This window comes from Halomonas sp. KAO (assembly GCF_015595025.1).
In the GTDB taxonomy this organism is placed as follows: domain Bacteria; phylum Pseudomonadota; class Gammaproteobacteria; order Pseudomonadales; family Halomonadaceae; genus Halomonas.
Genome location: NZ_JADNRL010000019.1, coordinates 311,650 through 336,398 on the forward strand (window position 1 = coordinate 311,650; position 24,749 = coordinate 336,398).

Below are 24,749 nucleotides of genomic sequence, written 5' to 3' on the forward strand. Positions count from 1 at the left end.
TCGGCAACACCGTTAGCACGGCAATAGAATTGGCCCGGTGACCCCTAGATCAGGTCTCTGCCTGCCCCATCGGGGATGTTTTTCGCCTGATCCACTCCCTTACGCCACGGTAATGGTCGATGCTCTCAGGCCAGGCGAGCAGTAGCCTGGCCAGCAGGCGATCGGGAAAGCCAAGCTTGTCGCCATAGCTGAAATAGAAGTCACGCCGTTCCTTGTCGCTGATCTCGGGAGACTTCAGGATTTTTAAGATCATGTGCCAGTTGGCGATATCGAAACTTCGTGTGAAGCGATACTTCAGCCATGCATCCATGCGCCTGTTGGAAATGATTCGTCGGCGATAGTGCACTAGTTTCTTGTTGATATCATTGACACTGCTCGACCAAGACCCTGGAACACGAAATCGATAAAGACTCATCACTTCAGGAAGGTAGCATGCACCTCCCCGTTGTGACGCAAGCATATTACGATAGACATCGGCAACCATCTTATCCTCCTGCCCTTTCATAAAACGCAGAAGCTCGAATGCAACTCTCGATCTCACTATCACGGACTGGGTGGGAATACTTCCATACCGTTTCTCGATAATTTCTTCGGCACTCACCACCCTTGGTGAATTTCCGTAATATCCAGTTATACTCTGGCGCCCCAGGCCGAAGTAGTGCTTCTCTGCGGGATGGAAAGCCATATCGCACTCGGGATTGGCCTCAAGCATTTCTATCTGACGCTGCAGTTTATCGGGGCTTTTCCAGGCATCGTCACCTTCGCAGAAGGCGATATAACGCCCACGACACATGGGAAAGGTATGTTCTTCCGGAGAAATACCCTGACGCAACTGGTTCTCGAGATGAAGGTTGGCCTGGATCAGGTTGGGATAGCCATTCAAGTAACCTCGAATGATATCCGCCGTACCATCGTCTGACGCATCATCATTGACCACGACCTCAAAAGGAAAGCTGGTTTTCTGGGCCAACATTCCATCTAATGCTGATGCAATATACTGCTCATGGTTATATGTCGCACAGAAGATAGTGACCAATGGTGAGCCCTCAGAGGTTGCCATGGGCCAGGTCGCCATGATCTCCTCTTCACTAACCATCGGTTTCATGCCCAGCCCCTTCAGACTTGATTTCATTGCATGACTCCTCACCTTGATCCCTTGCCGTTAATAAGCATATTGGTAGTCACCGTCGCCATAGCTGACGGCTGCTCTGCGTTCCATGGCGTTGAGAATCGCCCCCTGGAGGGTAACACCGGCGTTTTCCAGGCGTCGCTTCGCAATATTGAGTTCACGGCTGGTAGTGGTTTCGAACATCGCTACCATCAGCGTGGTGCCGCACTGGGCGCCTAACACCGCAGGATCGGTGACCGTCAGCACTGGTGGGCTATCGATGATGACCAGGTCATACCGCTCGCTGACCCGGGCCAGAAAGGGCTTGAGCGAGGCGCCGAGCAACAGTTCCGAGGGATTAGGAGGTGCCAGGCCCCGTGAAATATAGTCGAGGCCGCGCACTCTAGAGTGGCGAATGGCCTGCTCATCGGAAAGCCGGCCCGCTAGCAGCTCGGAGAGCCCGCCCTGTGCATGGGTGCCAAAGGCATGATGCAGTTGCCCTCTGCGCATGTCTGCGTCGATCACTAGCACTCGCTGGTTAGACAGGGCGCAGACTGCCGCGAGGTTCACGGTGATGAAGCTCTTGCCAACACCAGGACTGGGGCCGGTGATCATTAACCTATTGTCCTGGGAATCGAGCATGGTGAAATGCAGGCTAGTGCGTAGGTTGCGCAAGGCCTCGATACTGATATCGGTGGGTTCCACCTCCACCAGTATCTCGGAGAACACGTTACGATAATGATGTTCGTTACGGTGCCTCACCCGCTTGTTCAATTTTTTCTGCGCATTGGCGCGCGGTATGCTCGCATAGACCGGTAAGCCGGTATCCTCGATCTGTTCCGGTGTCTCGATACCGCGCTTGAACAGCGCTCGCGTCAAGACAAAGCCGACCGCAGCCATGGCACCCAGCACGGTGGCCAGGATCACCAGGAATGACTTGCGCGGCTCAACCGGCAGTACGCCCACCAGGGCGTCATCGATGATCCGTACATTGCCCACCATTCCCGCCCTGGCGATCTCGAGTTCCTGTATCTTGTTGAGCACATCGACATAGATCACCTGGGTGGCCTCCACGTCCCGGGTGCGACTGATGATCTCCTGCTGAGCGCCGGGTAGCTCACTCACCCTGGCCTCCAGTTCGGCCCGCTCGTCGAGCAGTATCTGCCTTTGATGGATCAATGCCTGGTAGGTCGGGTGGCTGCTGGTGTAACGCTGAACCAGTACTGCCTCCTCAAACTCGAGTTCGCTGAGTTGACTATCGAGGGCGATAAACTGCTGGATGGCGCCCTGAGCCTCGGCGCTGAGATCGACACTCTGCTGCGCCATGCGATATTCGTTCAGCCTCTCCTCGGCAGCTGCCAGGTGGTTACGCAACTCCGGGGCCTGCTCCTTTAGGAAGGCAAGGCTCTGGTCAGCCTCTGCTGACTTGCGCTCGACGTTCTGGGTGAGGAAGGTTTCGATCACGGCGTTCAGGGATCGGCGTATTTCGGCTCGGTCGTCACCGGTCAGCATGAGCCTCAGCATCCCGGTACTGGCGCTGGCACCAAGAGGGCTGTCCTGCCCGAGCTCATTCACGCGGAGACGCTTGGCAAGGGATGTTATGGCTGCGGAGCGCGAACGCTTGATCAAGGTGAACTGGGCACCCGGAACAGCTTCGAGGGTAGCGATGCGAAGCTTAACCTCGTCATTCAAAAAGCGCTCGACCCTGCCGACCTTCCCCTCTCCCAGGAGCCGAGCCCTCCCTTTATAGATCCGCGTAAGCGAGTAACGGCCCTCGCCAAGCGCAGTGACGACCAGCGGCTGATTACGCAGGTGGTCGGCCACTTCGAGCAAGCCGAGCGTTAAGGTTTCACCGTGCCACACGGCCGTACGCGCCAGATCAAACCCTGGTGGGGTGAACGGGCTCTGCAAGAATTCAGGTAGTTCGATACCTGCCTTGAAGACCTCGGGCAAGGTGTCGGTGGGAATGATACTTGGCAGCCGGATTTTCTCTGGCAACCAACCACCCAGATGTATATCGCGATCGACAAATTCTGGGCGCGAGAGCTGCTGTCTCCGAATAGCCCCCCCCACTAGCGGTAGCTCCTTGGGGATGATCACATTATCCAATTCGATGCGGTCGACAACCTGTCCAAGCACCATGCGTGACTGGAGTATCTGCACCTCCGCGGCGGTGCTGCTTTCGGAATAGCCAGCCATCGAGTCCCCCATCACATTCGCCAGATCACCGAGGGGGCTCACCGACGAACGTCTCTCGACTTGCACCAGAGCGTCGCCTCGGTAGATGGGCGTCGCCACGATGGCATAGAAAATCCCCCCGCACGCAAATCCAAGTGTAATCATGCCGATCAGCCACCTACGATCAAATAGCTGGCTAATGATGCGACTAATCTCGATTTGACTAGCGAACTGTGCCGTCAACGTATTCATGCTCGGATATCGACCCTTATGTGAAAGGTCTTATCGTGGAGCTCGCACAATCTGTTGCGCTCCCCACACGCGTGCAGGCTTCCATCGGCAGATGCGGCTGGTACAACGAGTGCTGCCAGGACGTCATGCAACACAATATTACACAAAATTACAGTTATGGTTAGTCCGAAAGGAGTGGTTTTCGTAACGCTTAGAGGGCCAGATACTTGCTACTCGCACTGCCCGGGGCACCCCCACCTCTACTCGGCAGGTTCTGAGTGGGAAGATGCTCTGCATCGCGATGGGAGAACACAGGCTTCCTTGAGCGGTGTCATAATGCTTTGTTGCATGAACGAGGCGCTTGACGGCACCGGTCGCGCGGCAGAGCCACCATCCTAGAACACGAGACTCGCAAATCATGCGAATGGCGATGAGCCAAAAACGGGACACCCCCCATCAACAAAGTTGATGGGGGGTGCAGGCATTTGATGCGGCAAGTGTGCTCTTGGCGGCGTTAGGCTCCCGGATACGTGAGGCCTCAGCGCCGCGTAGCGTCATACCCCAGGTCGGCACCGCGGCTCTCGTCGCTGCGTCGGCGGGCGCTGCCACGCTTGCGGTTCTCCTCCTCGCAGACCTCGTCCTTGCCGCCGCAGATCTCGCAGCCGTCCTTGAGGCCGAGCTGGTTGAGTCCGCCACAGGAACCGGCGATGGGCTTGCGGCCCATGATCACGCCGACGGCCATCGCCGCCATGATCAGCAGCATGAAGGCCAGGGCAATAAGCCAGATAGTCATCAGGATCTCTCCTTGGGTGGTGCCCTGCCATCATCGGCTGGGCGGTTCATCCGGTAGCATTTGGTCTTGTACAGCAGACAGTGCAGGTCGCCTCATGTTTCAGCTATACCTGCAATCATCACCGCCGGATACAACAAGGGCCGGCCTTCTGGCCGGCCCTTGTTGTCGCCTGCGGCGGGTGAAATCATCCGCCGAAGTCGTCCAGCATGATGTTCTCGGGCTCCACCCCGAGATCGAGCAGCAGCTTGATCACGGAGGCGTTCATCATGGGCGGCCCACACATGTAGTACTCGCAGTCCTCGGGGGCCGGGTGGTCCTTGAGGTAGTTCTCGTAGAGGACGTTATGGATAAAGCCGGTGGGGCCTTCCCAGTTGTCCTCGGGCTGCGGGTCGGAGAGCGCCAGGTGCCATTCGAAGTTGTCGTGCTCCTCGGCCAGCTTGTCATACTCTTCGTTGTAGAAGGTCTCGCGCCAGGAACGCGCACCGTACCAGAAGGTAATCTTGCGCTTGGAGTCGAGGCGCTTGAGCTGATCGAAGATATGGCTGCGCATCGGCGCCATGCCGGCACCACCACCCACGAAGACCATCTCGGCATCGGTGTCCTTGGCGAAGAACTCGCCGAAGGGTCCCATCACGGTGACCTTGTCGCCGGGCTTGAGACTGAAGACGTAGGTCGACATCAGACCGGGCGGGTGGTCGGTGTTGGGCGGCGGCGTGGCGATGCGGATATTGAACTTGAGGATGCCCTTCTCTTCCGGGTAGTTCGCCATGGAGTAGGCGCGGATGACCTCCTCGTTGCTCTTGTGGGAGACGTTGAACAGGCCGAACTTCTCCCAGTCGCCCCGGTACTCCTCCTCGATATCGAAGTCCTTGAAGGCGATATCGTAGGGCGGTGCCACCAGCTGCACATAGCCACCGGCGCGGAAGGCGACCTCCTCGCCCTCGGGCAGCTTGAGGTTGAGCTCCTTGATGAAGGTGGCGACGTTGGGGTTCTCGAGGACCTCGCACTCCCACTTCTTGACGCCGAACACCTCCTCGGGCACCTCGATCTTCATGTCCTGCTTCACCGGCACCTGGCAGGAGAGACGCCAGCCCTCCTTCTTCTCGCGCATGGTGAAGTGGGACTCCTCGGTGGGCAGGATGGCGCCACCACCCTCCTCCACGCGACACTTGCACTGGGCACAGGAGCCACCGCCGCCACACGCGGAGGAGAGGAAGATGCCATTGGCGGCCAGGGTATTGAGCAGCTTGCCCCCGGCCTGGGTGGTAATGGTGTTCTCGGGATCATCGTTGACCTCGATCTGCACGTCACCGGTGCTGACCAGCCTGCTGCGGGCGGCCAGGATGATCAGCACCAGGCCGATGACGACCACGGTGAACATGACCACGCCGAGCAAGATAAGTGATGTATCAACCATGTCGGTTTCCTATTGCTTGCGTTGCCTGGTACCCGGCACCTCCCGGTGCCGGACAGGGGACGACCTGCTTCAGAGTTGGATGCCGGAGAAGGACATGAAGCCCAGCGACATCAGGCCCACCGTGATAAAGGTGATGCCCAGGCCCTGCAGGGAGCCGGGAACGTCGCTGTACTTGAGCTTCTCGCGGATACCGGCCAGGGCCGTGATGGCCAGTGCCCAGCCAACGCCGGAACCGAAGCCATAGACCACGGATTCACCGAAGTTGTAGTTACGCTCGACCATGAACAGCACGCCACCCAGGATGGCACAGTTCACGGTGATCAGCGGCAGGAACACGCCCAGGGCGTTGTAGAGTGCCGGCACGTACTTGTCGAGGAACATCTCCAGGATCTGTACCAGCGCGGCGATAACGCCGATGTAGCTGAGCAGCCCCAGGAAGGAGAGATCGATGTTCTCGGCACCGCTGATGCCGGTCCAGGAGAGCGCCCCTTCCGCCAGCAGGAAGCTGTAGACCAGGTTGTTGACCGGCACGGAGATGGAGAGCACCACGATCACCGCGATGCCCAGGCCGAAGGCCGCGGAGACCTTCTTGGACACGGCGATAAAGGTGCACATGCCGAGGAAGAATGCCAGGGCCAGGTTCTCGACGAAGACCGAGGCAACGAAAAGGCTCAGATAATGTTCCATGTTACACGGCCTCCTTCGGCTCGGTGTTGGCCTTCATCTTGAACTCGTTCTCCTCGACCTGCTCCGGGTTGAGGCTGCGCAGCACCCAGATGATCAGGCCGATGATGAAGAACGCCGACGGCGGCAGCAGCAGCAGGCCGTTGGGCACGTACCAGCCGCCGTTCTGCACCGTCTCGAGCACGGTGAAGCCGAACACGCTGCCGGAGCCGAACAACTCGCGGATAAAGCCGACGGTCATCAGGATAAAGCCGTAGCCCAGGCCATTGCCGATGCCATCCAGGAAAGAGAGCGCCGGGCTGTTCTGCATGGCGAAGCCTTCGGCACGCCCCATCACGATGCAGTTGGTGATGATCAGACCGACGAACACCGAGAGCTGCTTGGACATCTCGTAGGCGTAGGCCTTGAGGATCTGATCCACCACGATCACCAGCGAGGCGATGATGGTCATCTGCACGATGATGCGGATGGAGGACGGGATATGGTGACGGATCAGCGATACGAACAGGTTCGAGAAGGCCGTCACGAAGATCACCGCGCAGGTCATGACCAACGACACGCTCATGCTGGTCGTCACCGCCAGGGCCGAGCAGATGCCCAGCACCTGCAGCGCGATGGGGTTATTCTTGAACAGCGGCGTCGTCAGGACGCCCTTCGGGGTAGCTTCCGACATGATCAGGCTCCTTCCGTTTCGAGTTCAACGTCGGCGCCCTGGGCCTCGTCCTGGCTCACGCCGGAACGGAACTTGGCCAGGTAGTCACCGAAGCCCTCGGGGCTCAGCCAGTACTGCAGCATATTGGTGACGCCGTTGCTGGTCAGGGTCGCACCGGAGAGGGCATCCACCTCATTCTCGCCGCTGGCGCCACCCTTGGCCAGATGGATCGACGGCGCGACGGCATCGGCGGAGTCGAAGATCTCCTTGCCTTCCCACTGAGCCTGCCAGCGCGGGTTGTTCACCTCGCCACCCAGACCCGGAGTCTCGGCGTGCTCGTAGTAGGTGATGCCGACGATGGTGTTGCCGTCGCCTTCCACGGCCAGGAAGCCGCGCATCAGGCCCCACAGGCCCTGGCCACGGATCGGCAGGATGATCTGCTCGGGATCATCCGGGTTGCCGACCAGGTAGACGGTGGAGTAGGTCTCGACACGGGTCAGCCCCGCCGGGTCCTTCTCGCCGGAGAGGGTCCGTGAGGCGGCCGGGTCACGACGCGACTCGAAGGCGTTGTAGGTGGCCGGATCATGCTCCTCGGAGTATTCGCCGGTCTCCAGGTTGACCACGCGCGGCGTGATGCTGGACGCGAAGGTCTCGTTGACATCCATGCCGGGCTCGTAGAGGTCGGCGACATTAAGGATGTTGGTCTTACGATCCAGCTCCTGGTTGAACTGCTGCTTGGAGCGCAGTGCCACCGCGGCGGTAGAGACGATGACCGAACACACGATGCAGAGTGCGAACGCCACCGTCAGGATCTTCTTGATGGAGTTGTTGCTCTGTGCCATCAGGCAGTCTCCTCGGCCGGCACACCGGTGCGCTTGAGTCGGCGCTTGATGTTGGCCTGAACAAAGATATGGTCGATGAGCGGCGCGAACAGGTTGGCGAACAGGATCGCCAGCATGATGCCTTCGGGGAAGGCCGGGTTCACGACGCGAATCAGCACGGTCATGACGCCGATCAGGGCGCCGAAGATCAGTCGGCCCTGATTGGTCATGGAAGCGGAGACCGGGTCGGTGGCCATGAACACCATGCCGAAGGCGAAGCCGCCCAGCACCAGGTGCCAGTACCACGACATGGCGAACATCGGGTTGGAGTCGGAGCCGACCAGGTTGAACAGCGCGCTGGTCGCCACCATGCCCAGGAAGACACCCAGCATGATTCGCCAGGAGGCGATGCCCGTCCACAGCAGCACGGCCGCACCGATCAGGATCGCCAGGGTCGAGGTCTCACCCACCGAGCCGGGGATGAAGCCCAGGAAGGCATCCCACCAGCTGAACTGCTCGGTCAGCGCGCTCATGCCGTCCTGGAAGGCGACCGACAGGGCGGTCGCCCCGGTGAAGCCATCGGCCGCCACCCACACCGCGTCACCGGAGATCTGCGCCGGATAGGCGAAGTAGAGGAAGGCGCGGCCGGTCAGTGCCGGGTTGAGGAAGTTCTTGCCGGTACCGCCGAAGATCTCCTTGCCGATCACCACACCGAAGGTGATGCCCAGCGCCACCTGCCACAGCGGGATGGTGGCCGGAAGGATCAGCGCATAGAGCACGGAGGTGACGAAGAAGCCCTCGTTGACCTCATGGCCACGCTTGATGGCGAACAGCACCTCCCAGAAGCCACCCACCACGAAGGTCACCAGGTAGATCGGCAGGAAGTAGGTGGCGCCCAGCACGAAGTTGGCCCACAGGCTGTCGGCATTGTGGCCCGAGGCCAGCACCATCATGATCGCCTCGCGCCAGCCGGCCATGGAGCCGTAGCCGTCGGCGATCGCCATGTTGGCCTGCCAGCCGGCGTTCCACATGCCGAAGAACATCGCCGGGAAGGTGCACAGCCAGACGGTGATCATGATGCGCTTGAGGTCGACGCCATCGCGCACGTGGGCCGTGGTCTTGGCGACACTGGGGGGCGCATAGAAGATGGTGTCCACCGCCTCATAGAGCGGGTAGAACTTCTCGTACTTGCCGCCCTTGTGGAAGTGCGGCTCAAGATTGTCGAGTGTCTGTCGAATACCCATCATCAGGCCTCTTTCTCGATCGTGGTGAGGTTGTCACGCAGGATGGGACCGTACTCGTACTTGCCGGGGCACACATAGGTGCACAGCGCGAGGTCCTCCTCATCCAGCTCCAGACACCCGAGCTGCATGGCGGTCTCGATATCGCCGACGATCAACGAGCGCAACAGCTGCGTGGGCAGGATATCCAGTGGCATCACCTGCTCGTAGGCGCCCACCGGCACCATGGCGCGCTCGGAACCGTTGGTCGACGTGGTCGGGGCGTAGTTCTTGAGACCGGTCAGCTTCGAGAGATAGATGCCCATCACCGAATGGCGGTTCTTGCCCGGCGAGATCCAGCCCATGAAGGCACGTTTGTTGCCCTCCTCGAGCAGGCTGACCTGATTGTGGAAGCGACCCAAGTAGCGCAGGCTGCCTTCACAGGTGAAGCCCGAAAACACCGAACCGGAGATGACGCGGGTGTCATCCGGCTCGATCACCTCCCCCTTGAGCAGCTCCTCGGTGCTGGCGCCGATGCGGGTACGCAGCATCCGTGGCTTCTCGGCACGGGGGCCACCCACCGCCAGCACCCGGCTGACGTCCAGCCTGCCCTCGACGAACAGCTTGCCGAAGGCGATGACGTCCTGGTAGCCGATATGCCAGACACGCTTGTGCAGGCCGACGGGCGAGAGGTGGTGGATGTGGGTACCCACCAGGCCGGCCGGGTGCGGGCCGGCGAAGGTCTGGGGAGAAACGCCGTCGATATTGCCACCGGGGATGCTGCTGTCCGGGCCGCTGCACAGGTAAACCTTGCCCTCGGTGAGGCGGGTCAGCACCTTGAGACCATCCTCGAAGGCCTGGGCCTGCTCGTTGATCACCTTGGCCGGGGTGGCCGCCAGCGGGTGGGTATCGATGGCGGTGACGAAGATATCGGCGGGGACACCATCGACCGCCGGCGTACGCGAGTAGGGGCGGGTGCGCAGGGCGGTCCACAGCCCCGACTCGACCAGCTGGTCGACCACGGCCTGTCGCTCCAGGCCGGCCAGCGAGTCGCGGCCATGAGCGGTGAACTCGACGGCCTCCTCGGTCTCGGCCACCTCGATCACCACCGAGAGAAGGCGACGCTTCTCCCCACGGTTGATCTCGATCACCTTGCCGGCCGCCGGCGCCGTGAAGCGCACGCCATCGATCTTCTTGTCGGTGAAGAGCAGCTGGCCAAGCTTGACGGCATCTCCCTCCTTGACCTCCATGGTCGGCTTCATGCCGACATAGTCGGTGCCCAGGACCGCCACGTGACGCACCGGCCGCGCATCCTCGATACGCTGCTCGGGCGCTCCCGTGATGGGGAGATCCAGGCCTTTCTTGACTTCGATCATAGTCTCGCCCAGTTGATGGATCGGATATAAGAGGAAAAGGGGCCAGAGACATGCCCTGCCCACCCGAAAAATCCACCGCATTATAAAGACAAGGCAGAGGGATGACCACCTGAGCGAAGGTCGCAAGGGGTGACTTGAGGCAAGGGTTAGATTGTCGCAGGCGGCTGCATGCGACGTTTTCCGGCTAGCCCCCCAAGACAGAAAGGGGCAGGAAGATTTCTCTCCCTGCCCCTGGACATCACTCCCGACTGTGCGGGTGGCTGTCGAACTTACGCCTTGGCGCGCGGCAACTTGAGGAAGCTGACGTTGGACATATGCTGCAGAAGACGGATCACCTGACAGCTGTAGCCGAACTCGTTGTCGTACCAGACGTAGAGCACGGCGTTCTTGCCATTGGCGATGGTCGCCTTGGCATCGACGATGCCGGCGTGGCGATTGCCGACGAAGTCGGTGGAGACCACCTCGGACGAGTCGACGAAGTCGATCTGCTTCTGGAACGGCGAATTCAGCGACATTCCGCGCAGGTAGTCATTGAGCGCGGCGGCATCGGTCTCCTTCTCCAGGCGCAGGTTGAGGATCGCCATGGAGACATTGGGGGTCGGCACGCGAATGGCGTTGCCGGTCAGCTTGCCGTCGAACTCCGGCAGCGCCTTGGCCACCGCCTTGGCGGCACCGGTCTCGGTGAGCACCATGTTGAGCGGCGCACTGCGCCCGCGACGGTCACCCTTGTGGTAGTTGTCGATCAGGTTCTGGTCGTTGGTGTAGCTGTGCACCGTCTCGACATGACCATGCTCGACGCCGAACTCGTCGTTGAGCACCTTAAGCACCGGAACGATGGCGTTGGTGGTGCAGGACGCGGCGGAGATGATGCGGTCGTCATCGCTCAGGTCGCCATCGTTGATGCCGTAGACGACGTTCTTGATATCGCCCTTGCCCGGCGCGGTGAGCAGCGCCTTGGCAACGCCCTTGCACTGCAGGTGCTGACCGAGGCCCGCCTCGTCGCGCCAGATACCGGTGTTGTCGACCACCACGGCGTTGTCGATGCCGTATTCGGTGTAGTCGACATCGGTCGGGGCGTCGGCGTAGATCACCTGGATGACATTGCCGTTGGCGGTAATGGTGCGCGCCTCGGCATCGACGCTGATGGTGCCGTCAAAGGGCCCATGAACGGAGTCACGACGCAAGAGGCTTGCCCGCTTCTCGAGGTCCTTGGCGATATCACCGCGGCCACGCACGACGATGGCACGCAGGCGCAGCAGGTTGCCGCCACCGGCCTTCTCCACCAGCACCCGGGCGAGGATACGACCGATGCGCCCGAAGCCGTAGAGAACCACATCCTTGGGCTCGCCATTGCCGGCATTGGGGTCGTGGGCATCGACGATCTCGGCGAGCTCCTCGCGCAGGAAGGCCACGGCGTCGCCGCCGCCCTGCTTCTTGAAGGCAACACCCAGCTTGCCGATATCGACATGGGCCGGCCCCAGGTTGAGCTCGGTCATCGCCTTGACCAGCGGATAGGTGTCCTGCACGGAGAGCTCGGTGCCCTCCACCTTCCGTACGAAGCGGTGATCCTTCAGAATACGGATCACGCTACGATTGAACTGCGACCGCCCGTAAAGAGTCGTAACCACGTTGTTATGACGGTAGAGGCTACCGATCATCGGGATCATCTGCTCGACTAGCGCCTGATTGTCGTGCCACTGCTGAAAGACGGTATCGGAGGGGTGCTGACTCACGTGAGGCCTCACTGGTGGAATCGAAGGGTTCACGGCCATTATCCCGGGGCCGAGGCCCGGCGGCAATCGCTGGATGGTCGCAGCCGTTGTAGGCGGATTACAGAAACAGGCGCTTGACTACAAGGCCCCCAGAGGGCTGGTATGATGAGCGCCCGCGAAGCGCCACCCAGGATCCGTCGGGCCGCGCCCGTCGACAGCCCAACACGAGACCATGCCGACTTTCTCTCCGCTCGATCCACCGCGCCCCCAGGGGCTGCGCGAGACACGCTACTGGCAGATGCCCCACGGCAGCGCTGCCGCCCTGGCCCTTGCCCACCTGGCCAGCGATGCGCCCCTGCTGGTGATTACCGCCGACACCGCCCAGGCCCTGCGCCTCGAGAGCGAGCTGCGCTTCTTCAGCCAGGTGCCGGTGCTACCCTTCCCCGACTGGGAAACCCTGCCCTACGACAGCTTCTCTCCCCATCAGGACATCGTCTCCTCCCGGCTGCGCACCCTGCGCCGGCTGCAGGACGGCGAGCGTGGCATCGTGCTGGTGCCGATCAACACCCTGATGCAGCGTCTGGCACCGGTCGAGTATATCGCCGGGCGAGTGATGACCCTGGAGGTGGGCCAGACCCTGGATCGTGAAGGCTTTCGCGATGCCCTCTCCCGGGCCGGCTACCGCGCCGTGGAGACGGTCTATGAACCCGGCGAGTATGCCCTGCGCGGCGCCCTTATCGATCTCTTCCCGATGGGGGTGGAGGCGCCCCTGCGCATCGACCTGTTCGATGACGAGATCGACACCCTGCGCACCTTCGACCCGGACACCCAGCGCAGCGCCGAGAAAGTCGCCAGGGTCGAGCTGCTGCCGGCTCACGAGTATTCGCTCTCCCGCGGCGCCATCGCCTGTTTTCGCGAGGGCTTCGAGACGCTCTTCGATGTCGACCCGCGGCAGTGCCCGCTCTATGTGGACGCCCTCAAGGGCATCCCCTCCCCCGGCCTCGAACAGTATCTACCGCTGTTCTTCGAGGAGACGGCGACGCTCTTCGAGCACCTCGCCGAGGGCACACGCGTCGCGCTGATGCCGGAGTGCCTGGCTGCCGCGCAGCACCACTGGGCCTCCATCGAGAGCCGCTACGACAACCTCGGGGTCGACCCGACCCGCCCGCTGCTGCCGCCCCATCGCGCCTTCGTGCCGGTGGCCGAGCTGTTCGCGGCGATCAAGCGCCACCCTCGGGTCGAGCTGACCGAAGAGAGCGAGCATCGCCATGCCCTCGCCCCTGCCACCCAGCCACCGCCCAGTGTCGGCATCAATGCCCGGGCCAGGGAACCACTGGCCCCCCTGGCCGCCTTCCTGGAGCAGCGTGGCGATACCCGCGTGCTGTTCGTGGCCGAGTCGCGCGGCCGCCGGGAAGCCCTGGAGGAGTCCCTGGCGCCCCTGCGCCTAGCGCTGCCCCACGTCGAGGGCTTTGCCGACTTCCTCGCCGGCGACGCGCCCATCGCCATTACCGAGGGCGAGCTCGAGGCGGGCCTGTGGCTGACCGAGCCTGGCCTGGCGGTGATCAGCGAGGCCGAGCTCTATGGCGAGGTGGTGCGCCAGAGTCGCCGCCGCGAGAAGGCCACCGATGCCGACGAACTGGCCATTCGCCACCTCTCCGAGCTGCGCCCCGGCGTCCCGGTCGTCCACCAGGCCCACGGCGTAGGCCGCTACCGGGGCCTGGAGGCCCTGGAGGCCGGCGGCCAGGCCGCCGAGTTCGTCACCCTGGAGTACGCCAATGGTGCTCGGCTCTATGTGCCGGTCGACAACCTGCACCTGATATCGCGCTACGCCGGCGCCGATGATGAGCTCGCCCCCCTGCATCGACTGGGGTCCGAACAGTGGGAGAAGGCCAGAAAGAAGGCCGCCGAGAAGATTCGCGACTCCGCCGCCGAGCTACTGGATATCTACGCTCGCCGGGAGGCGCGGGAAGGCTTCGCCTGCACGCCGCCCGATACCGAATACTCGCGTTTCGCGGCCGCCTTCCCCTTCGAGGAGACGCCCGACCAGCGCGCCGCCATCGAGGCCGTGATCGGTGACATGACCGCCCCCCGCCCCATGGACCGCGTGATCTGCGGTGACGTGGGCTTCGGCAAGACCGAGGTGGCCATGCGCGCCGCCTTCCTGGCGGTGCACTCCGGCCGCCAGGTGGTGGTGCTGGTGCCGACCACCCTGCTGGCCCGCCAGCACTTTGATAACTTCCGCGACCGCTTCGCCGATACCGCGGTCAATATCGAGCTGATCTCGCGCTTCACCGCCGGCAAGGGCCAGACCGAAACACTGAAGCGCATCGAGGAGGGTCAGGCGGATATCGTGATCGGCACCCACAAGCTGCTCTCGAAGTCCATGCGGCTGCCGAAGATGGGCCTGCTAATCATCGACGAGGAGCACCGCTTCGGGGTGGCCCAGAAGGAGCGCCTGAAGAGCCTGCGTGCGGAGGTGGACATCCTCACCATGACCGCCACGCCAATCCCGCGCACCCTCAATATGGCGATGAGCGGCATTCGCGACCTCTCGATCATCGCCACCCCCCCGGCGCGCCGCCTGTCGGTCAAGACCTTCGTTCAGCGCCGCGAGGAGGCGGTACTCAAGGAGGCGATCCTGCGCGAGATCCTGCGCGGCGGGCAGGTCTACTTCCTCCACAACGAGGTCAAGACCATCGAGACCGCCGCCGAGACGGTACGCGAGCTGGTCCCCGAGGCCCGGGTCGGGGTGGCCCACGGCCAGCTGCCCGAACGCGCCCTGGAGCGGGTGATGTCGGACTTCTACCACAAGCGCTTCAATGTGCTGGTCTGCTCCACCATCATCGAGACCGGCATCGACGTGCCCAGCGCCAATACCATCCTGATCGAGCGCGCCGACAAGTTCGGCCTGGCCCAGCTCCACCAGCTGCGCGGCCGGGTCGGTCGCAGTCACCACCAGGCCTATGCCTACCTGCTGACCCCGCCGCCGAAGGCGATGACCCGCGATGCCATCAAGCGCCTGGAGGCGATCGGCGCCGCCGAGGACCTCGGTGCCGGCTTTACGCTGGCCAGCCACGACATGGAGATTCGCGGCGCCGGCGAGCTGCTCGGCGACGAGCAGAGTGGGCAGATGGAGGCGATCGGCTATGGCCTCTATATGGAGATGCTCGACCGCGCCGTGTCGGCCATTCGCGCCGGCAAGACCCCCAATATCGAGGCGCCCCTGAACGAGGGCGTCGAGATCGGCCTCAATCTGCCGGCCCTGATCCCCGACGACTACCTGCACGATGTGCAGCAGCGCCTGGTGATGTACAAGCGCATCGCCAGCGCCAGCGATGAGGCGCAGCTCAAGGAACTCCAGGTAGAGATGATCGACCGCTTCGGCCTGTTGCCGGGGCCGGTGAAGACCCTGCTGCGCCAGACCCGGCTGCGCCAGCGCGCCGAGCGCCTGGGCATCACCCGCCTCGAGGCCGGTCCCGAGCGGGGACGCGTCATCTTCGGCGCCCACACCAGCGTCGATCCCTTGACCCTGGTGGAGCTGATCCAGCGTGAGCCGGGTCGCTATCGCCTGGATGGTGCCGACACCCTGCGCTTCGAGGCCTCCATGGAGAACGAGGAGGCACGCTTCCAGGCCGTGGAGCAACTGCTCGAGACGCTGAACCGCAAGGCGCAGGCGGCGTAAGGGGTAAGAAGCGAGGGGCTCGCCCCCTCGACCCTACAACTCTCCCCCTCACCCCTGCCTTCTATACTGTTATCATACGTCCCATCTCACCGCCCACCGACACCGGTTACAGGAGTCACCGGTGTCCCCAAAGCCACGGGAGTTCAACGACCCTGATGAGTACCCTGACACTGACCAGCCGCGGCGTTCGCCATGCCATGGCGATAGGGCTCAGCGCCCTGCTCGCCACCGGCGCACAGGCGGCCACCCCGACCTACGACGAGGTGCATGAACTGCCACGCGGCCACTATGCGCTACCCGAGGAGGGCAGCGTCATTGGCGAAAGCTATACGGTGATCGTCGAGGAGGGTGACACCCTGATCGATATCGCACGTGAGCACAACGTCGGCTATGAAGAGATCCGCATGGCCAACCCGGATGTCAGCATCTGGGCCCCCTATGTCGATACCGAGGTCACCATCCCGGCACGCCGGGTGCTTCCCGATGCCAAGCGCCAGGGCATCGTGATCAATCTCTCGGAGCTGCGCCTCTACTACTACTCCAAGCCCGACGTGGTGGAGACCTATCCGATCAGCGTTGGCCGTGAGGAGTTCTCGACACCGGTGGGCGTGACCAAGACCACCATCAAGGTCGAGGACCCCGCCTGGTCGCCGCCCGCCTCGATGCGCCGTGAGGCCGCCGCGCGCGGTGAGCCGGCACCCTCCATCGTGCCGGCCGGGCCCGACAACCCGTTGGGACGCCACGCCATTCTGCTTGGCATCCCCAGCTACCTGATCCACGGCACCAACAAGCCCGAGGGGGTCGGGATGCGCGTGAGTCGCGGCTGCATTCGCATGTTCCCCGAGGATATCGAGTCTCTCTTTGAACGCGTGCCCAGCGGCACCCGGGTCAATATCATCGACCAGCCCTTCAAGACTGGCTGGACGGAAGATGGCGAGCTGCTGGCGCAGTCCTACCCCGCGCTGGAGGAGAATCGCGAAGGCTTCGAGCCGCTGATGTTCGCCATCGACAGGCTGGCCGAGACCTTCGGGGACGAGCAGCCGCCGGTCGACTACAAGCGCCTGCGCGAACTAGTGGAGTCCTCCGACGGCCAGGCGGTCTCGCTGCTCAAGACGGCCGAGGAAACGCCCACACCGGCACCCTCCGGGCCACGCAACCTCTACGAGACCATCGCCGTCGCGCGCTGATCTGTGCCACGCCCGGCGTCGCAGCACGACGCCGGGCGAGCAAGCACAATGAGCAGAAGCAGAAAGCCCCTAACAATGGAAAGACGCCAGAAACAAGAAGACCCCGCCTAGGCGGGGTCTTCTTGTTTTGCAGAACCGCCATCGCCCGAGAGCGATGCCAGCACTCCAGCAGTCTTACTTCTGCATGGAGCGGCTGAACATGCGGTTCATCTCGTCGCGGTTCTGCTCGGACATCTGCAGAGCCGCCTGGGCGTCACGCTGGGCTTGGTTGGCAGTGTTCTGTGCCTGAACAGCGATGCTGCGAGCTTCGGCAGCGTCGGCCTGGGCAGACTCAGCGGTCATGCGAACCTCTTCCAGAGCACTGGTGGAAGCACAGCCAGCCAGGACAGCCAGAGATGCGGCAGCGGCGGTCAGCTTCAGGGTGGTCTTCAGAGTCATGGTGTTCTCCTTGATCTTCCTTGGTAGTGCATTGAAAGAAACCTGAAATCAGGTGTCTTGCCTGCGACATGCAGGCGCGTCGTAAGCGACTTGTGCCAGGGGCACTGAAGTCAGCGCTGTTTTATTACACGTCACAGCGCTTGTCCATCGCTTTCAACGTCCCTTGCGCATGTACCAGCCTAGCGGATCACGACGCGTGTGCCAATGTCGATCAAACCAGACAGCTGCTCGATCTGGCTATCCGTCACCGCCACACACCCCTGGGTCCAGTGAAACTGGCGGTGGATCTCGGGGTCACCCTTGCCGACACCATGCAGGCCAATGTAGCCACCCAGCGCCGTTTCCTGGGGTGGATGGCCATTGAGCCGGTAGTAACGGAAGTAGTCGTCGTAGTCCTGCTGGGTATAGATACCTTCATCCAGCGCCACCCGGGCATGAGCCGGGGTCGGATAATCCAACCCGATAAACAGGTGCCAGTCACTCTCGTGATTGAAGCGGTTGACGCGAAACTCGCCCTTGGGAGTCGCACCACTGCCCTGCAGGCGCATCGGCCTGGCACCGCCCCGTCCCAGCGAGATCGGCGAGAAGCGGGCCAGCTCACGATTGCCTCGGTAGACGATCAGCTTCGCTTCACGGTCATCCACCAGTACCCAGACCTCCTCGCCATGACGGGGAAGATGCGCCCGGGAGAGCTGTGTCTCGATCAGATTGGCCCGGGCCGACTCGATTCCGAGCAGCGCCAAGGGGCTTGCGAGAACGAGTCGACTGAAGCGTCGACGTGAGAGTGAAGACATCGTTTGGCGACTCTTGGTTTAGCAACGCGTGGGTTAACAACTCGTGGGTTAACGACTAATAGTTTGGCAACACGTGAAACGGTTATCGAGCACCGTCGGGGGTTGGCGACAGTCTGGCGACAACGTTGCGATGGTTACGTGACAGTGCGGCTAGACCCTTTATAGCGCACCCGCAGGCGCTCTGTCAGGCGGTGCCGTCGGCTGACAACACCGATAGAGACTATTCCGGCGGCAGGTCGGCGGGATACCTCCCCTGCCCCGTAGCCAATGTGCGACAACTGTTCGGCGGCCATGCTCAGGCATATAATCCTTGACTTCTCAGATAGTCGTCGTATCCACCACTGAAGTCGGTTATCCCTTCATCACTCATGTCGAGGATCCGAGTCGCCAACGATGAGACAAACTCACGATCGTGGCTGACGAAGATCAGGGTGCCGGCATAATTTTCCAGGGCCAGGTTGAGCGCCTCGATGGACTCCATGTCCAGATGGTTGGTGGGCTCATCCATCAACAGCACATTGGGGCTCGTCAGGGCCAGCTTGCCAAACAGCATTCTGCCCTGCTCGCCGCCCGAGATCACGCTGACCGACTTGCCGATATCGTCGCTGGAGAACAGCATCCTGCCCAGCGCGCCACGCACCTCCTGCTCGCCACCGTCGGTCCACTGGGCCATCCACTCGAACAGCGTCGCTTCGTTGGCGAAGTCGTCGGCATGATCCTGGGCGAAGATCCCGAGGTCGGCGCTGTCGGTCCACTTGATGCTGCCGGCCTGGGGCGCCAGCTCACCGGCCAGGGTACGCAGCAGGGTGGTCTTGCCGATGCCGTTGGGCCCGATGATGGCGATGCGCTCGCCGGCCTCGACGGTCATGCCGAACCCCTCGAACAGCGAGGCCTCGCTACCGAAGCCCTGGGTGAGACCCTCGACATTGACCGCATTGCGATGGATCTTCTTCGCCGGCACGAAACGAATGAACGGGCTGACCCGGCTCGACGGCTTGATCTCCTCGAGCTTGATCTTCTCGATCTGGCGCGCCCGGGATGTGGCCTGCTTGGCCTTGGAAGCGTTGGCCGAGAAACGGCTGACGAAGGCCTGCAGGTCGGCGATCTGCGCCTTCTTCTTGGCGTTGTCGGCGTACTGACGCTCGCGGGCGGCGGTCGCGGCGGTCATGTACTCATCGTAGTTGCCGGGAAAGAGCTTGATCTCGCCGTAGTCCAGGTCTGCCATATGGGTGCAGACGCTGTTGAGGAAGTGACGGTCGTGGGAAATGATCACCATGGTGCTGTTGCGCGCCGTAAGAATACCCTCCAGCCAGCGGATGGTGTTGATGTCCAGGTGGTTGGTGGGCTCGTCGAGCAGCAGCACGTCGGGGTCGGCAAACAGCGCCTGGGCCAGCAGCACGCGCAGCTTCCAGCCCGGGGCGATTTCGCTCATGGGGCCTGTGTGCTGGTGCAGGGGGATGCCCAGCCCCAGCAGCAGCTCGCCGGCCCGGGATTCGGCGGTGTAGCCGTCGAGCTCGGCGAAGCGTACCTCGAGATCCGCGACATCCATGCCATCCTGCTCGCTCATCTCGGGCAGCGAATAGATGCGCTCGCGCTCGGCGGCCACCTGCCACAACTCGCTGTTGCCCATGATCACGGTGTCGATGACCCGCTCCTCCTCGAAGGCGAACTGGTCCTGGCGCAGCTTGCCGAGCCGAGCACCGGCCTCGACCATCACCTGGCCCGAGGAGGGCTCCAGGTCACCGCCGAGGATCTTCATGAAGGTGGACTTGCCGCAGCCGTTGGCACCGATCAGGCCGTAGCGGTGACCGTTGCCGAACTTGATGGAGACATTCTCGAACAGGGGCCTGGCCCCGAATTGCATGGTGATATTGGCGGTAGAGATCAAGGCAAGCGTCCGGTCGAAGCAGAGTGGGGGCGCGATTGTACCGATTATCGGCGCGTCTCACAGTGCAACGAGTGACTCGGCCTTGGCTATTGCAGATAAACTGCCGAACTCGGGGCTTACCTGGTGGCAAGCCTACGTGGAGGCGCTGTGGACCCTTCCCTGGGCGCTACCGACGCCATCCCTGGCGTAGGACCTCCACTTAGGCTTACCACCAGCGCCCCTCACGGCCGATAACTGCGCCCCCTCGACGACCCGGCGCTCAGGGGCCTGTCGCCAGACAGTCTTGAGCGATACTGCCACCTACGCTAGCCCTTGTGACTGCCCCGGCTCGGGTCCGTGGGAGCCTGCCAACGTAAGACTCGAGCCGGGGCATGCGGGACCCCGCTCAGTCGAGTCGCTCGACGGTGAAGATGGCCTGCAGCTTGTCCTTCTGGCCGTAGAGGTGCACGGTGGTGCGGTCGAAGGGGAAACGCTCCAGATAGGGGCTATCGTTGTTATAACGCGGCTTGTGGGCATGGATCAGGGCCGCCATGAGGCGCTCGCGATTGGCCCTTCCACAGGGGCCGATGGAGTACCAGAGCGCCTCGCCGGGCTGCAGGTGCGCCTCCCAGCGTGGGCGAGCCTCGCCGTGCTGGATGCCATAACGCGCGCTGCCGCTTTCGCCGACATAGAGCAGCTCCTGCACTTCCATATTGCCGGTCTCCGGGTCTTCGGCTGCACGATAGATGCAGTAGATCCCCGGCTCGTCCGTGGCCTGAGCAATATCCTCATCGCTCCAGTAACCGAGCATCTTGGGCGAAAGAATCTGGTCGTTCATGGCAACCTCCTCAGTGGCCTTATTGTTAGTTACAGCATATCACGAGCGAACTAGAGCAGCAGGCCCCCCTCGATAGGCACGAAGTCACTGGCCGCGCGAATCAGGGAGTCGGCGCTGAGGGAGGCCACACCGACGACCGTGACCCTCACTCGGTAACGCTCACGCAGCCGGCCCACCAGCAGGTCGAAGTCGCCATCGCCGGAGACCAGCACCACATGGTCGACCAGCGGCCCCGCCTCCATGGCATCGAGGGTGATCCCGACATCCCAGTCCCCCTTGGCCGAGCCATCACGGCGCTGGATAAAGGGCTTGAGCTTCACATTGAAGCCGATGGCACGCAGGATCGCCTGGAAGCGGTGCTGACGAGGGTCGCCGCGTTCCACCGCGTAGGCGTTGGCCACCACTATCTCGTGACCGGCGGCGAAGCGGGCCCAGAAGGCGTTGTAGTCGAAATGGCGCCCGAAGGCCTGGCGGGAGGTGTAGTAGACGTTCTGGACGTCGACGAGGATGGCCAGGCGTTCCACCCGGCCTACCACTCCTGGCTGGTCTGGCGCAGCGCGGCGATCTCGGCCTTGGCCTGGCGCAGGCAGTCGTCGAGCGCCTGACCCAGTTCGGCGGGGCCACCCACGGCGATCAGGCCACCGCCGCCACGGCCACGGCGGGCGACACCCTCGTCGCCATGCAACGCCACAAGCCTGGCGATCAGCCAGTGAAGCCAGCTGCCCTCCCGGGCAGCCAGCTCGCGCAGACGCTGCAGTTCGGCGATGCCGCCCCCCTCGGAGCCGAGCAGCACACGCCAGTCGTGGCTGGGGAGGCGTGCATGCTCGGTCACCTCGCGCAGCAGCGCCTGAAGCGCCAGCTCGGTGAGCGCCAGGGCGCCCTCCTCTGCCGCCATGCGGCGGGCCTCGGCGTGCTCGTCATCGCCGGCGGGAACCTGCAATAGCAGTTCGGCCTGGTAGAGCAGCTGATTGGTACGGGCGCCTGGGCTCACTTGCGCTTGTCCTCCACCTGCCACTTGCTGCCGTCATAGGTGGCCTTCCAGCCGGTGGCCTTGCCGTTTTCGTCGGTCATCACGAACTGCTCCTTGGCCTTGCGCGAGAAGCGGATCTGGGCGGGCCGGCCGTCCGGATCCTCGCTCGGCGCATCGAGGAGATAGCGGTACTTGTCGGGCAGCTCCTCGGCATGAGCCTTGAGCTCCTTGACCAGCGGCGGGCGAGTCTCGCGATTCTTGGGGAACTTGCTGGCGGCCAGGAACAGGCCACTGGCGCCGTCACGCAGCACATAGTGGTCATCGACCTTCTGGCAGGCCAGCTCCGGCATGTCGATGGGGTCCATCTTGGGCGGTGCCACCTCGCCGCTTCGCAACAGCTTGCGGGTGTTCTTGCACTCGCTGTTGGTACAGCCAAAGTACTTGCCGAAGCGCCCGCTCTTGAGCTGCATCTCGCTGCCGCACTTGTCGCACTCGATGGTGGGACCGTCATAGCCCTTGATGCGGAACTTGCCCTGCTCGATCTCGTAGCCGTCACAATCCGGGCTGTTGCCGCAGATATGCAGCTTGCGCGTCTCGTCGATCAGGTAGCTGTCCATGGCGGTACCGCACTTCGCACAGCGATGCTTGGCACGCAGGGCATCGGTCTCGGCGGTCTCGTCGGCATCGGCGGCCACCGCCTCTTCCCCCGGCAGCAGGTCGATGGTGGTCTTGCAGCGCTCCTTGGGCGGCAGATTATAGCCGGAGCAGCCCAGGAAGACCCCGGTGGACGCCGTGCGAATCTGCATCTTGCGCCCACAGGTCGGGCAGTCGATATCGGTAGGCACCGGCTGGTTGGGGCGCATGCCCTCCTCGCTCTCCGCCACCTCGAGCTCCTTCTTGAACTCGGCATAGAAGGCATCAAGCAGCGCCTGCCAGTTGCGCTCGCCCTCGGCCACCTCGTCGAGGCCATCCTCCATGCGCGCGGTGAAGGAGTAGTCCATCAGATCGGGGAAGGACTCCTTGAGGCGCTCGGTGACGATGTCGCCCAGCTTCTCGGCATAGAAGCGACGGTTCTCCAGCTTGACGTAGCCGCGGTCCTGAATGGTGGAGATGATCGCCGCGTAGGTGGAGGGGCGACCGATGCCACGCTTCTCGAGCTCCTTGACCAGGCTCGCCTCGGTGTAGCGCGCCGGTGGCTTGGTGAAGTGCTGACGGGGATCGAGTCCCTCCAGGGTCATGGGGGTGCCCTGGGCGAGGTCTGGCAGTGACTGGTCCTCCTCCTTGCGGCCCATGGGCTTCATTACCCGGGTATAGCCGTCGAACTTCAGCACCCGGCCCTTGGCACGCAGCTCATAGCCATCGGCCTCCACGGTCAGGACGCTGGAGAGATACTCGGCCGGCGTCATCTGGCAGGCCACGAACTGGCGCCAGATCAGCTCGTAGAGACGCTCGGCATCACGCTCCATGCCGGACAGGTCGGTGGCACGCCGGCCTACCTCGGAGGGCCGGATCGCCTCGTGGGCCTCCTGGGCACCCTCCTTGCTGGAGTAGCGAAGCGGAGACTCCGGCAGGTAGCGGGAACCAAATTCGCTGCCGATAAAGTCGCGCACGCTCTCCACGGCATCCTTCGAGAGGTTGGTGGAGTCGGTACGCATATAGGTGATATAGCCCGCCTCGTAGAGGCGCTGGGCCAGGGTCATGGTCTTCTTCACCGAGAAGCCCAGGCGGCCGCTGGCGGCCTGCTGCAGGGTCGAGGTGATAAAGGGAGCGTTGGGTTTCGAGCGGGTCGGCTTGTCGTCCCGGGCGGTGATGGCAAGCGACGCCTTGCTCAGCGCCGCGATGCGCTCCAGGGTCTCGGCCTCGGAGGTGGGCCGGAAGGCCTTGCCGTTCTGGCGCACCAGCTCGAAGCGCACCGACTCGCCGCTGTCGGCCATCAGGTCGGCATGAACGTCCCAGAACTCCTCGGGCACGAAGGCGCGGATCTCGCGCTCGCGCTCGACGATCAGGCGCATGGCCACCGACTGCACGCGCCCCGCCGATAGTCCGCGTGCCACCTTGGCCCACAGCAGCGGCGAGAGCATGAAGCCTACCACCCGGTCGAGGAAGCGCCGCGCCTGCTGGGCCTCGACCCGCGGGATATTGAGGCTACCGGGATCCTCGAACGCCTCATGGATGGCATTCTTGGTGATCTCGTTGAACACCACGCGCTTGTAGCGTGCATCGTCGCCGCCGATGGTCTCGCGCAGGTGCCAGGCGATCGCCTCACCCTCACGGTCGAGGTCGGTGGCGAGATAGACGGCATCGGCCTTTTCGGCGAGCTTCTTGAGCTCGGCCACGACCTTCTCCTTGCCGGGCAGTATCTCGTAGTTGGCCTTCCAGCCATCCTCGGGATCGATCCCCATGCGGCGAATCAGCTGCGCCTGGGCCTTTCGACGCCGATGCTCTGCCTTCTCTTCCGGCGACATCTTGCGAGTGGCCGCGGCCTGACGGGCACGCTCCTTGGGATCGGAGGATGACTTGCCCGAGCCGCTGGTCGGCAGATCGCGGATATGACCCACACTCGACTTCACGATGAAGTCGCTGCCGAGATACTTGTTGATCGTCTTCGCCTTGGCCGGCGACTCGACGATGACCAGTGACTTGCCCATAGTGCTCCACTCAGTGTCGGTGACACGGGCGCGGTGCCGTGCCTGGCGAATTCCTGCCGCCCTGCCTGGGCGTCTGAAAAATGCGCTTACCCTACCCCAGCACCAGGCATCACGCCAGTGGCACACCGGGCCG

The 24,749-nt window shown here is 62.9% G+C and carries 19 protein-coding genes; 2 read left to right on the plus strand and 17 right to left on the minus strand.

The window, feature by feature from the left end; translation table 11 throughout:
• Nucleotides 1-49 precede the first annotated feature (49 nt).
• The 10 genes from IOC61_RS07695 to IOC61_RS07740 all read right to left on the minus strand — a co-directional run bounded on the left by IOC61_RS07695 (nt 50) and on the right by IOC61_RS07740 (nt 12,213).
• Nucleotides 50-1,132: a glycosyltransferase family 2 protein gene (locus tag IOC61_RS07695; RefSeq protein ID WP_195688272.1), complete on the minus strand. Its 1,083-nt coding sequence runs from the start codon at nt 1,130-1,132 to the stop codon at nt 50-52.
• Nucleotides 1,133-1,162: 30 nt separating this feature from the next.
• On the minus strand, nt 1,163-3,538 hold the full coding sequence (locus IOC61_RS07700; RefSeq protein WP_195688273.1) for a polysaccharide biosynthesis tyrosine autokinase: 2,376 nt from the start codon (nt 3,536-3,538) through the stop codon (nt 1,163-1,165).
• Nucleotides 3,539-4,055: 517 nt separating this feature from the next.
• Nucleotides 4,056-4,310, minus strand: coding sequence for a (Na+)-NQR maturation NqrM (gene nqrM / locus IOC61_RS07705; RefSeq protein WP_132045376.1), 255 nt, complete (start codon nt 4,308-4,310; stop codon nt 4,056-4,058).
• Between the two features lie 184 nt (nt 4,311-4,494).
• Nucleotides 4,495-5,727 carry an NADH:ubiquinone reductase (Na(+)-transporting) subunit F gene (gene nqrF, locus IOC61_RS07710; protein WP_195688274.1) on the minus strand — a complete coding sequence of 411 codons (1,233 nt, stop codon included), beginning with the start codon at nt 5,725-5,727 and terminating at the stop codon, nt 4,495-4,497.
• A 69-nt stretch (nt 5,728-5,796) separates the two neighbouring features.
• Nucleotides 5,797-6,414, minus strand: coding sequence for an NADH:ubiquinone reductase (Na(+)-transporting) subunit E (nqrE, locus tag IOC61_RS07715; protein ID WP_195688275.1), 618 nt, complete (start codon nt 6,412-6,414; stop codon nt 5,797-5,799).
• Between the two features lies 1 nt (nt 6,415).
• Entirely contained in the window at nt 6,416-7,084 is a 669-nt protein-coding gene (locus IOC61_RS07720) for an NADH:ubiquinone reductase (Na(+)-transporting) subunit D (RefSeq protein WP_195688276.1), read from the minus strand.
• Nucleotides 7,085-7,086: 2 nt separating this feature from the next.
• The gene (locus IOC61_RS07725; RefSeq protein WP_195688277.1) at nt 7,087-7,905 is read right to left on the minus strand and encodes a Na(+)-translocating NADH-quinone reductase subunit C; all 819 of its coding nucleotides are present in this window, start codon (nt 7,903-7,905) and stop codon (nt 7,087-7,089) included.
• Nucleotides 7,905-9,131: an NADH:ubiquinone reductase (Na(+)-transporting) subunit B gene (locus tag IOC61_RS07730; protein WP_195688278.1), complete on the minus strand. Its 1,227-nt coding sequence runs from the start codon at nt 9,129-9,131 to the stop codon at nt 7,905-7,907. The genes IOC61_RS07725 and IOC61_RS07730 overlap by 1 nt, the downstream gene beginning before the upstream one ends.
• Nucleotides 9,131-10,480: a Na(+)-translocating NADH-quinone reductase subunit A gene (locus IOC61_RS07735; protein WP_195688279.1), complete on the minus strand. Its 1,350-nt coding sequence runs from the start codon at nt 10,478-10,480 to the stop codon at nt 9,131-9,133. The genes IOC61_RS07730 and IOC61_RS07735 overlap by 1 nt, the downstream gene beginning before the upstream one ends.
• Before the next feature lie 269 nt (nt 10,481-10,749).
• Nucleotides 10,750-12,213, minus strand: coding sequence for a glyceraldehyde-3-phosphate dehydrogenase (locus IOC61_RS07740; RefSeq protein ID WP_195688280.1), 1,464 nt, complete (start codon nt 12,211-12,213; stop codon nt 10,750-10,752).
• Nucleotides 12,214-12,424: 211 nt separating this feature from the next.
• Here IOC61_RS07740 and mfd point away from each other — a divergent pair, with 211 nt between their 5' ends.
• Entirely contained in the window at nt 12,425-15,874 is a 3,450-nt protein-coding gene (gene mfd, locus IOC61_RS07745) for a transcription-repair coupling factor (protein ID WP_195688281.1), read from the plus strand.
• 155 nt (nt 15,875-16,029) lie between these two features.
• On the plus strand, nt 16,030-17,061 hold the full coding sequence (locus tag IOC61_RS07750) for a L,D-transpeptidase family protein (RefSeq protein ID WP_195688282.1): 1,032 nt from the start codon (nt 16,030-16,032) through the stop codon (nt 17,059-17,061).
• 174 nt (nt 17,062-17,235) lie between these two features.
• Here IOC61_RS07750 and IOC61_RS07755 read toward each other — a convergent pair whose 3' ends face one another.
• From IOC61_RS07755 to topA, 7 genes are all read right to left on the minus strand, one after another.
• Nucleotides 17,236-17,499, minus strand: a complete 264-nt coding sequence (locus IOC61_RS07755) for an Lpp/OprI family alanine-zipper lipoprotein (protein ID WP_132045355.1) — start codon at nt 17,497-17,499, stop codon at nt 17,236-17,238.
• 179 nt (nt 17,500-17,678) lie between these two features.
• Nucleotides 17,679-18,293: a L,D-transpeptidase family protein gene (locus IOC61_RS07760; RefSeq protein ID WP_195688283.1), complete on the minus strand. Its 615-nt coding sequence runs from the start codon at nt 18,291-18,293 to the stop codon at nt 17,679-17,681.
• A 295-nt stretch (nt 18,294-18,588) separates the two neighbouring features.
• Nucleotides 18,589-20,181: an ABC-F family ATPase gene (locus IOC61_RS07770; RefSeq protein ID WP_195688285.1), complete on the minus strand. Its 1,593-nt coding sequence runs from the start codon at nt 20,179-20,181 to the stop codon at nt 18,589-18,591.
• Between the two features lie 385 nt (nt 20,182-20,566).
• Nucleotides 20,567-20,998 (minus strand): hypothetical protein, encoded by a 432-nt coding sequence (locus tag IOC61_RS07775; protein ID WP_195688286.1) that lies wholly within the window; start codon nt 20,996-20,998, stop codon nt 20,567-20,569.
• 50 nt (nt 20,999-21,048) lie between these two features.
• The gene (locus IOC61_RS07780; RefSeq protein ID WP_195688287.1) at nt 21,049-21,522 is read right to left on the minus strand and encodes an NYN domain-containing protein; all 474 of its coding nucleotides are present in this window, start codon (nt 21,520-21,522) and stop codon (nt 21,049-21,051) included.
• 5 nt (nt 21,523-21,527) lie between these two features.
• Nucleotides 21,528-21,989 (minus strand): DUF6586 family protein, encoded by a 462-nt coding sequence (locus IOC61_RS07785; protein WP_195688288.1) that lies wholly within the window; start codon nt 21,987-21,989, stop codon nt 21,528-21,530.
• Entirely contained in the window at nt 21,986-24,616 is a 2,631-nt protein-coding gene (gene topA, locus IOC61_RS07790; RefSeq protein ID WP_195688289.1) for a type I DNA topoisomerase, read from the minus strand. The genes IOC61_RS07785 and topA overlap by 4 nt, the downstream gene beginning before the upstream one ends.
• Nucleotides 24,617-24,749 lie beyond the last annotated feature (133 nt).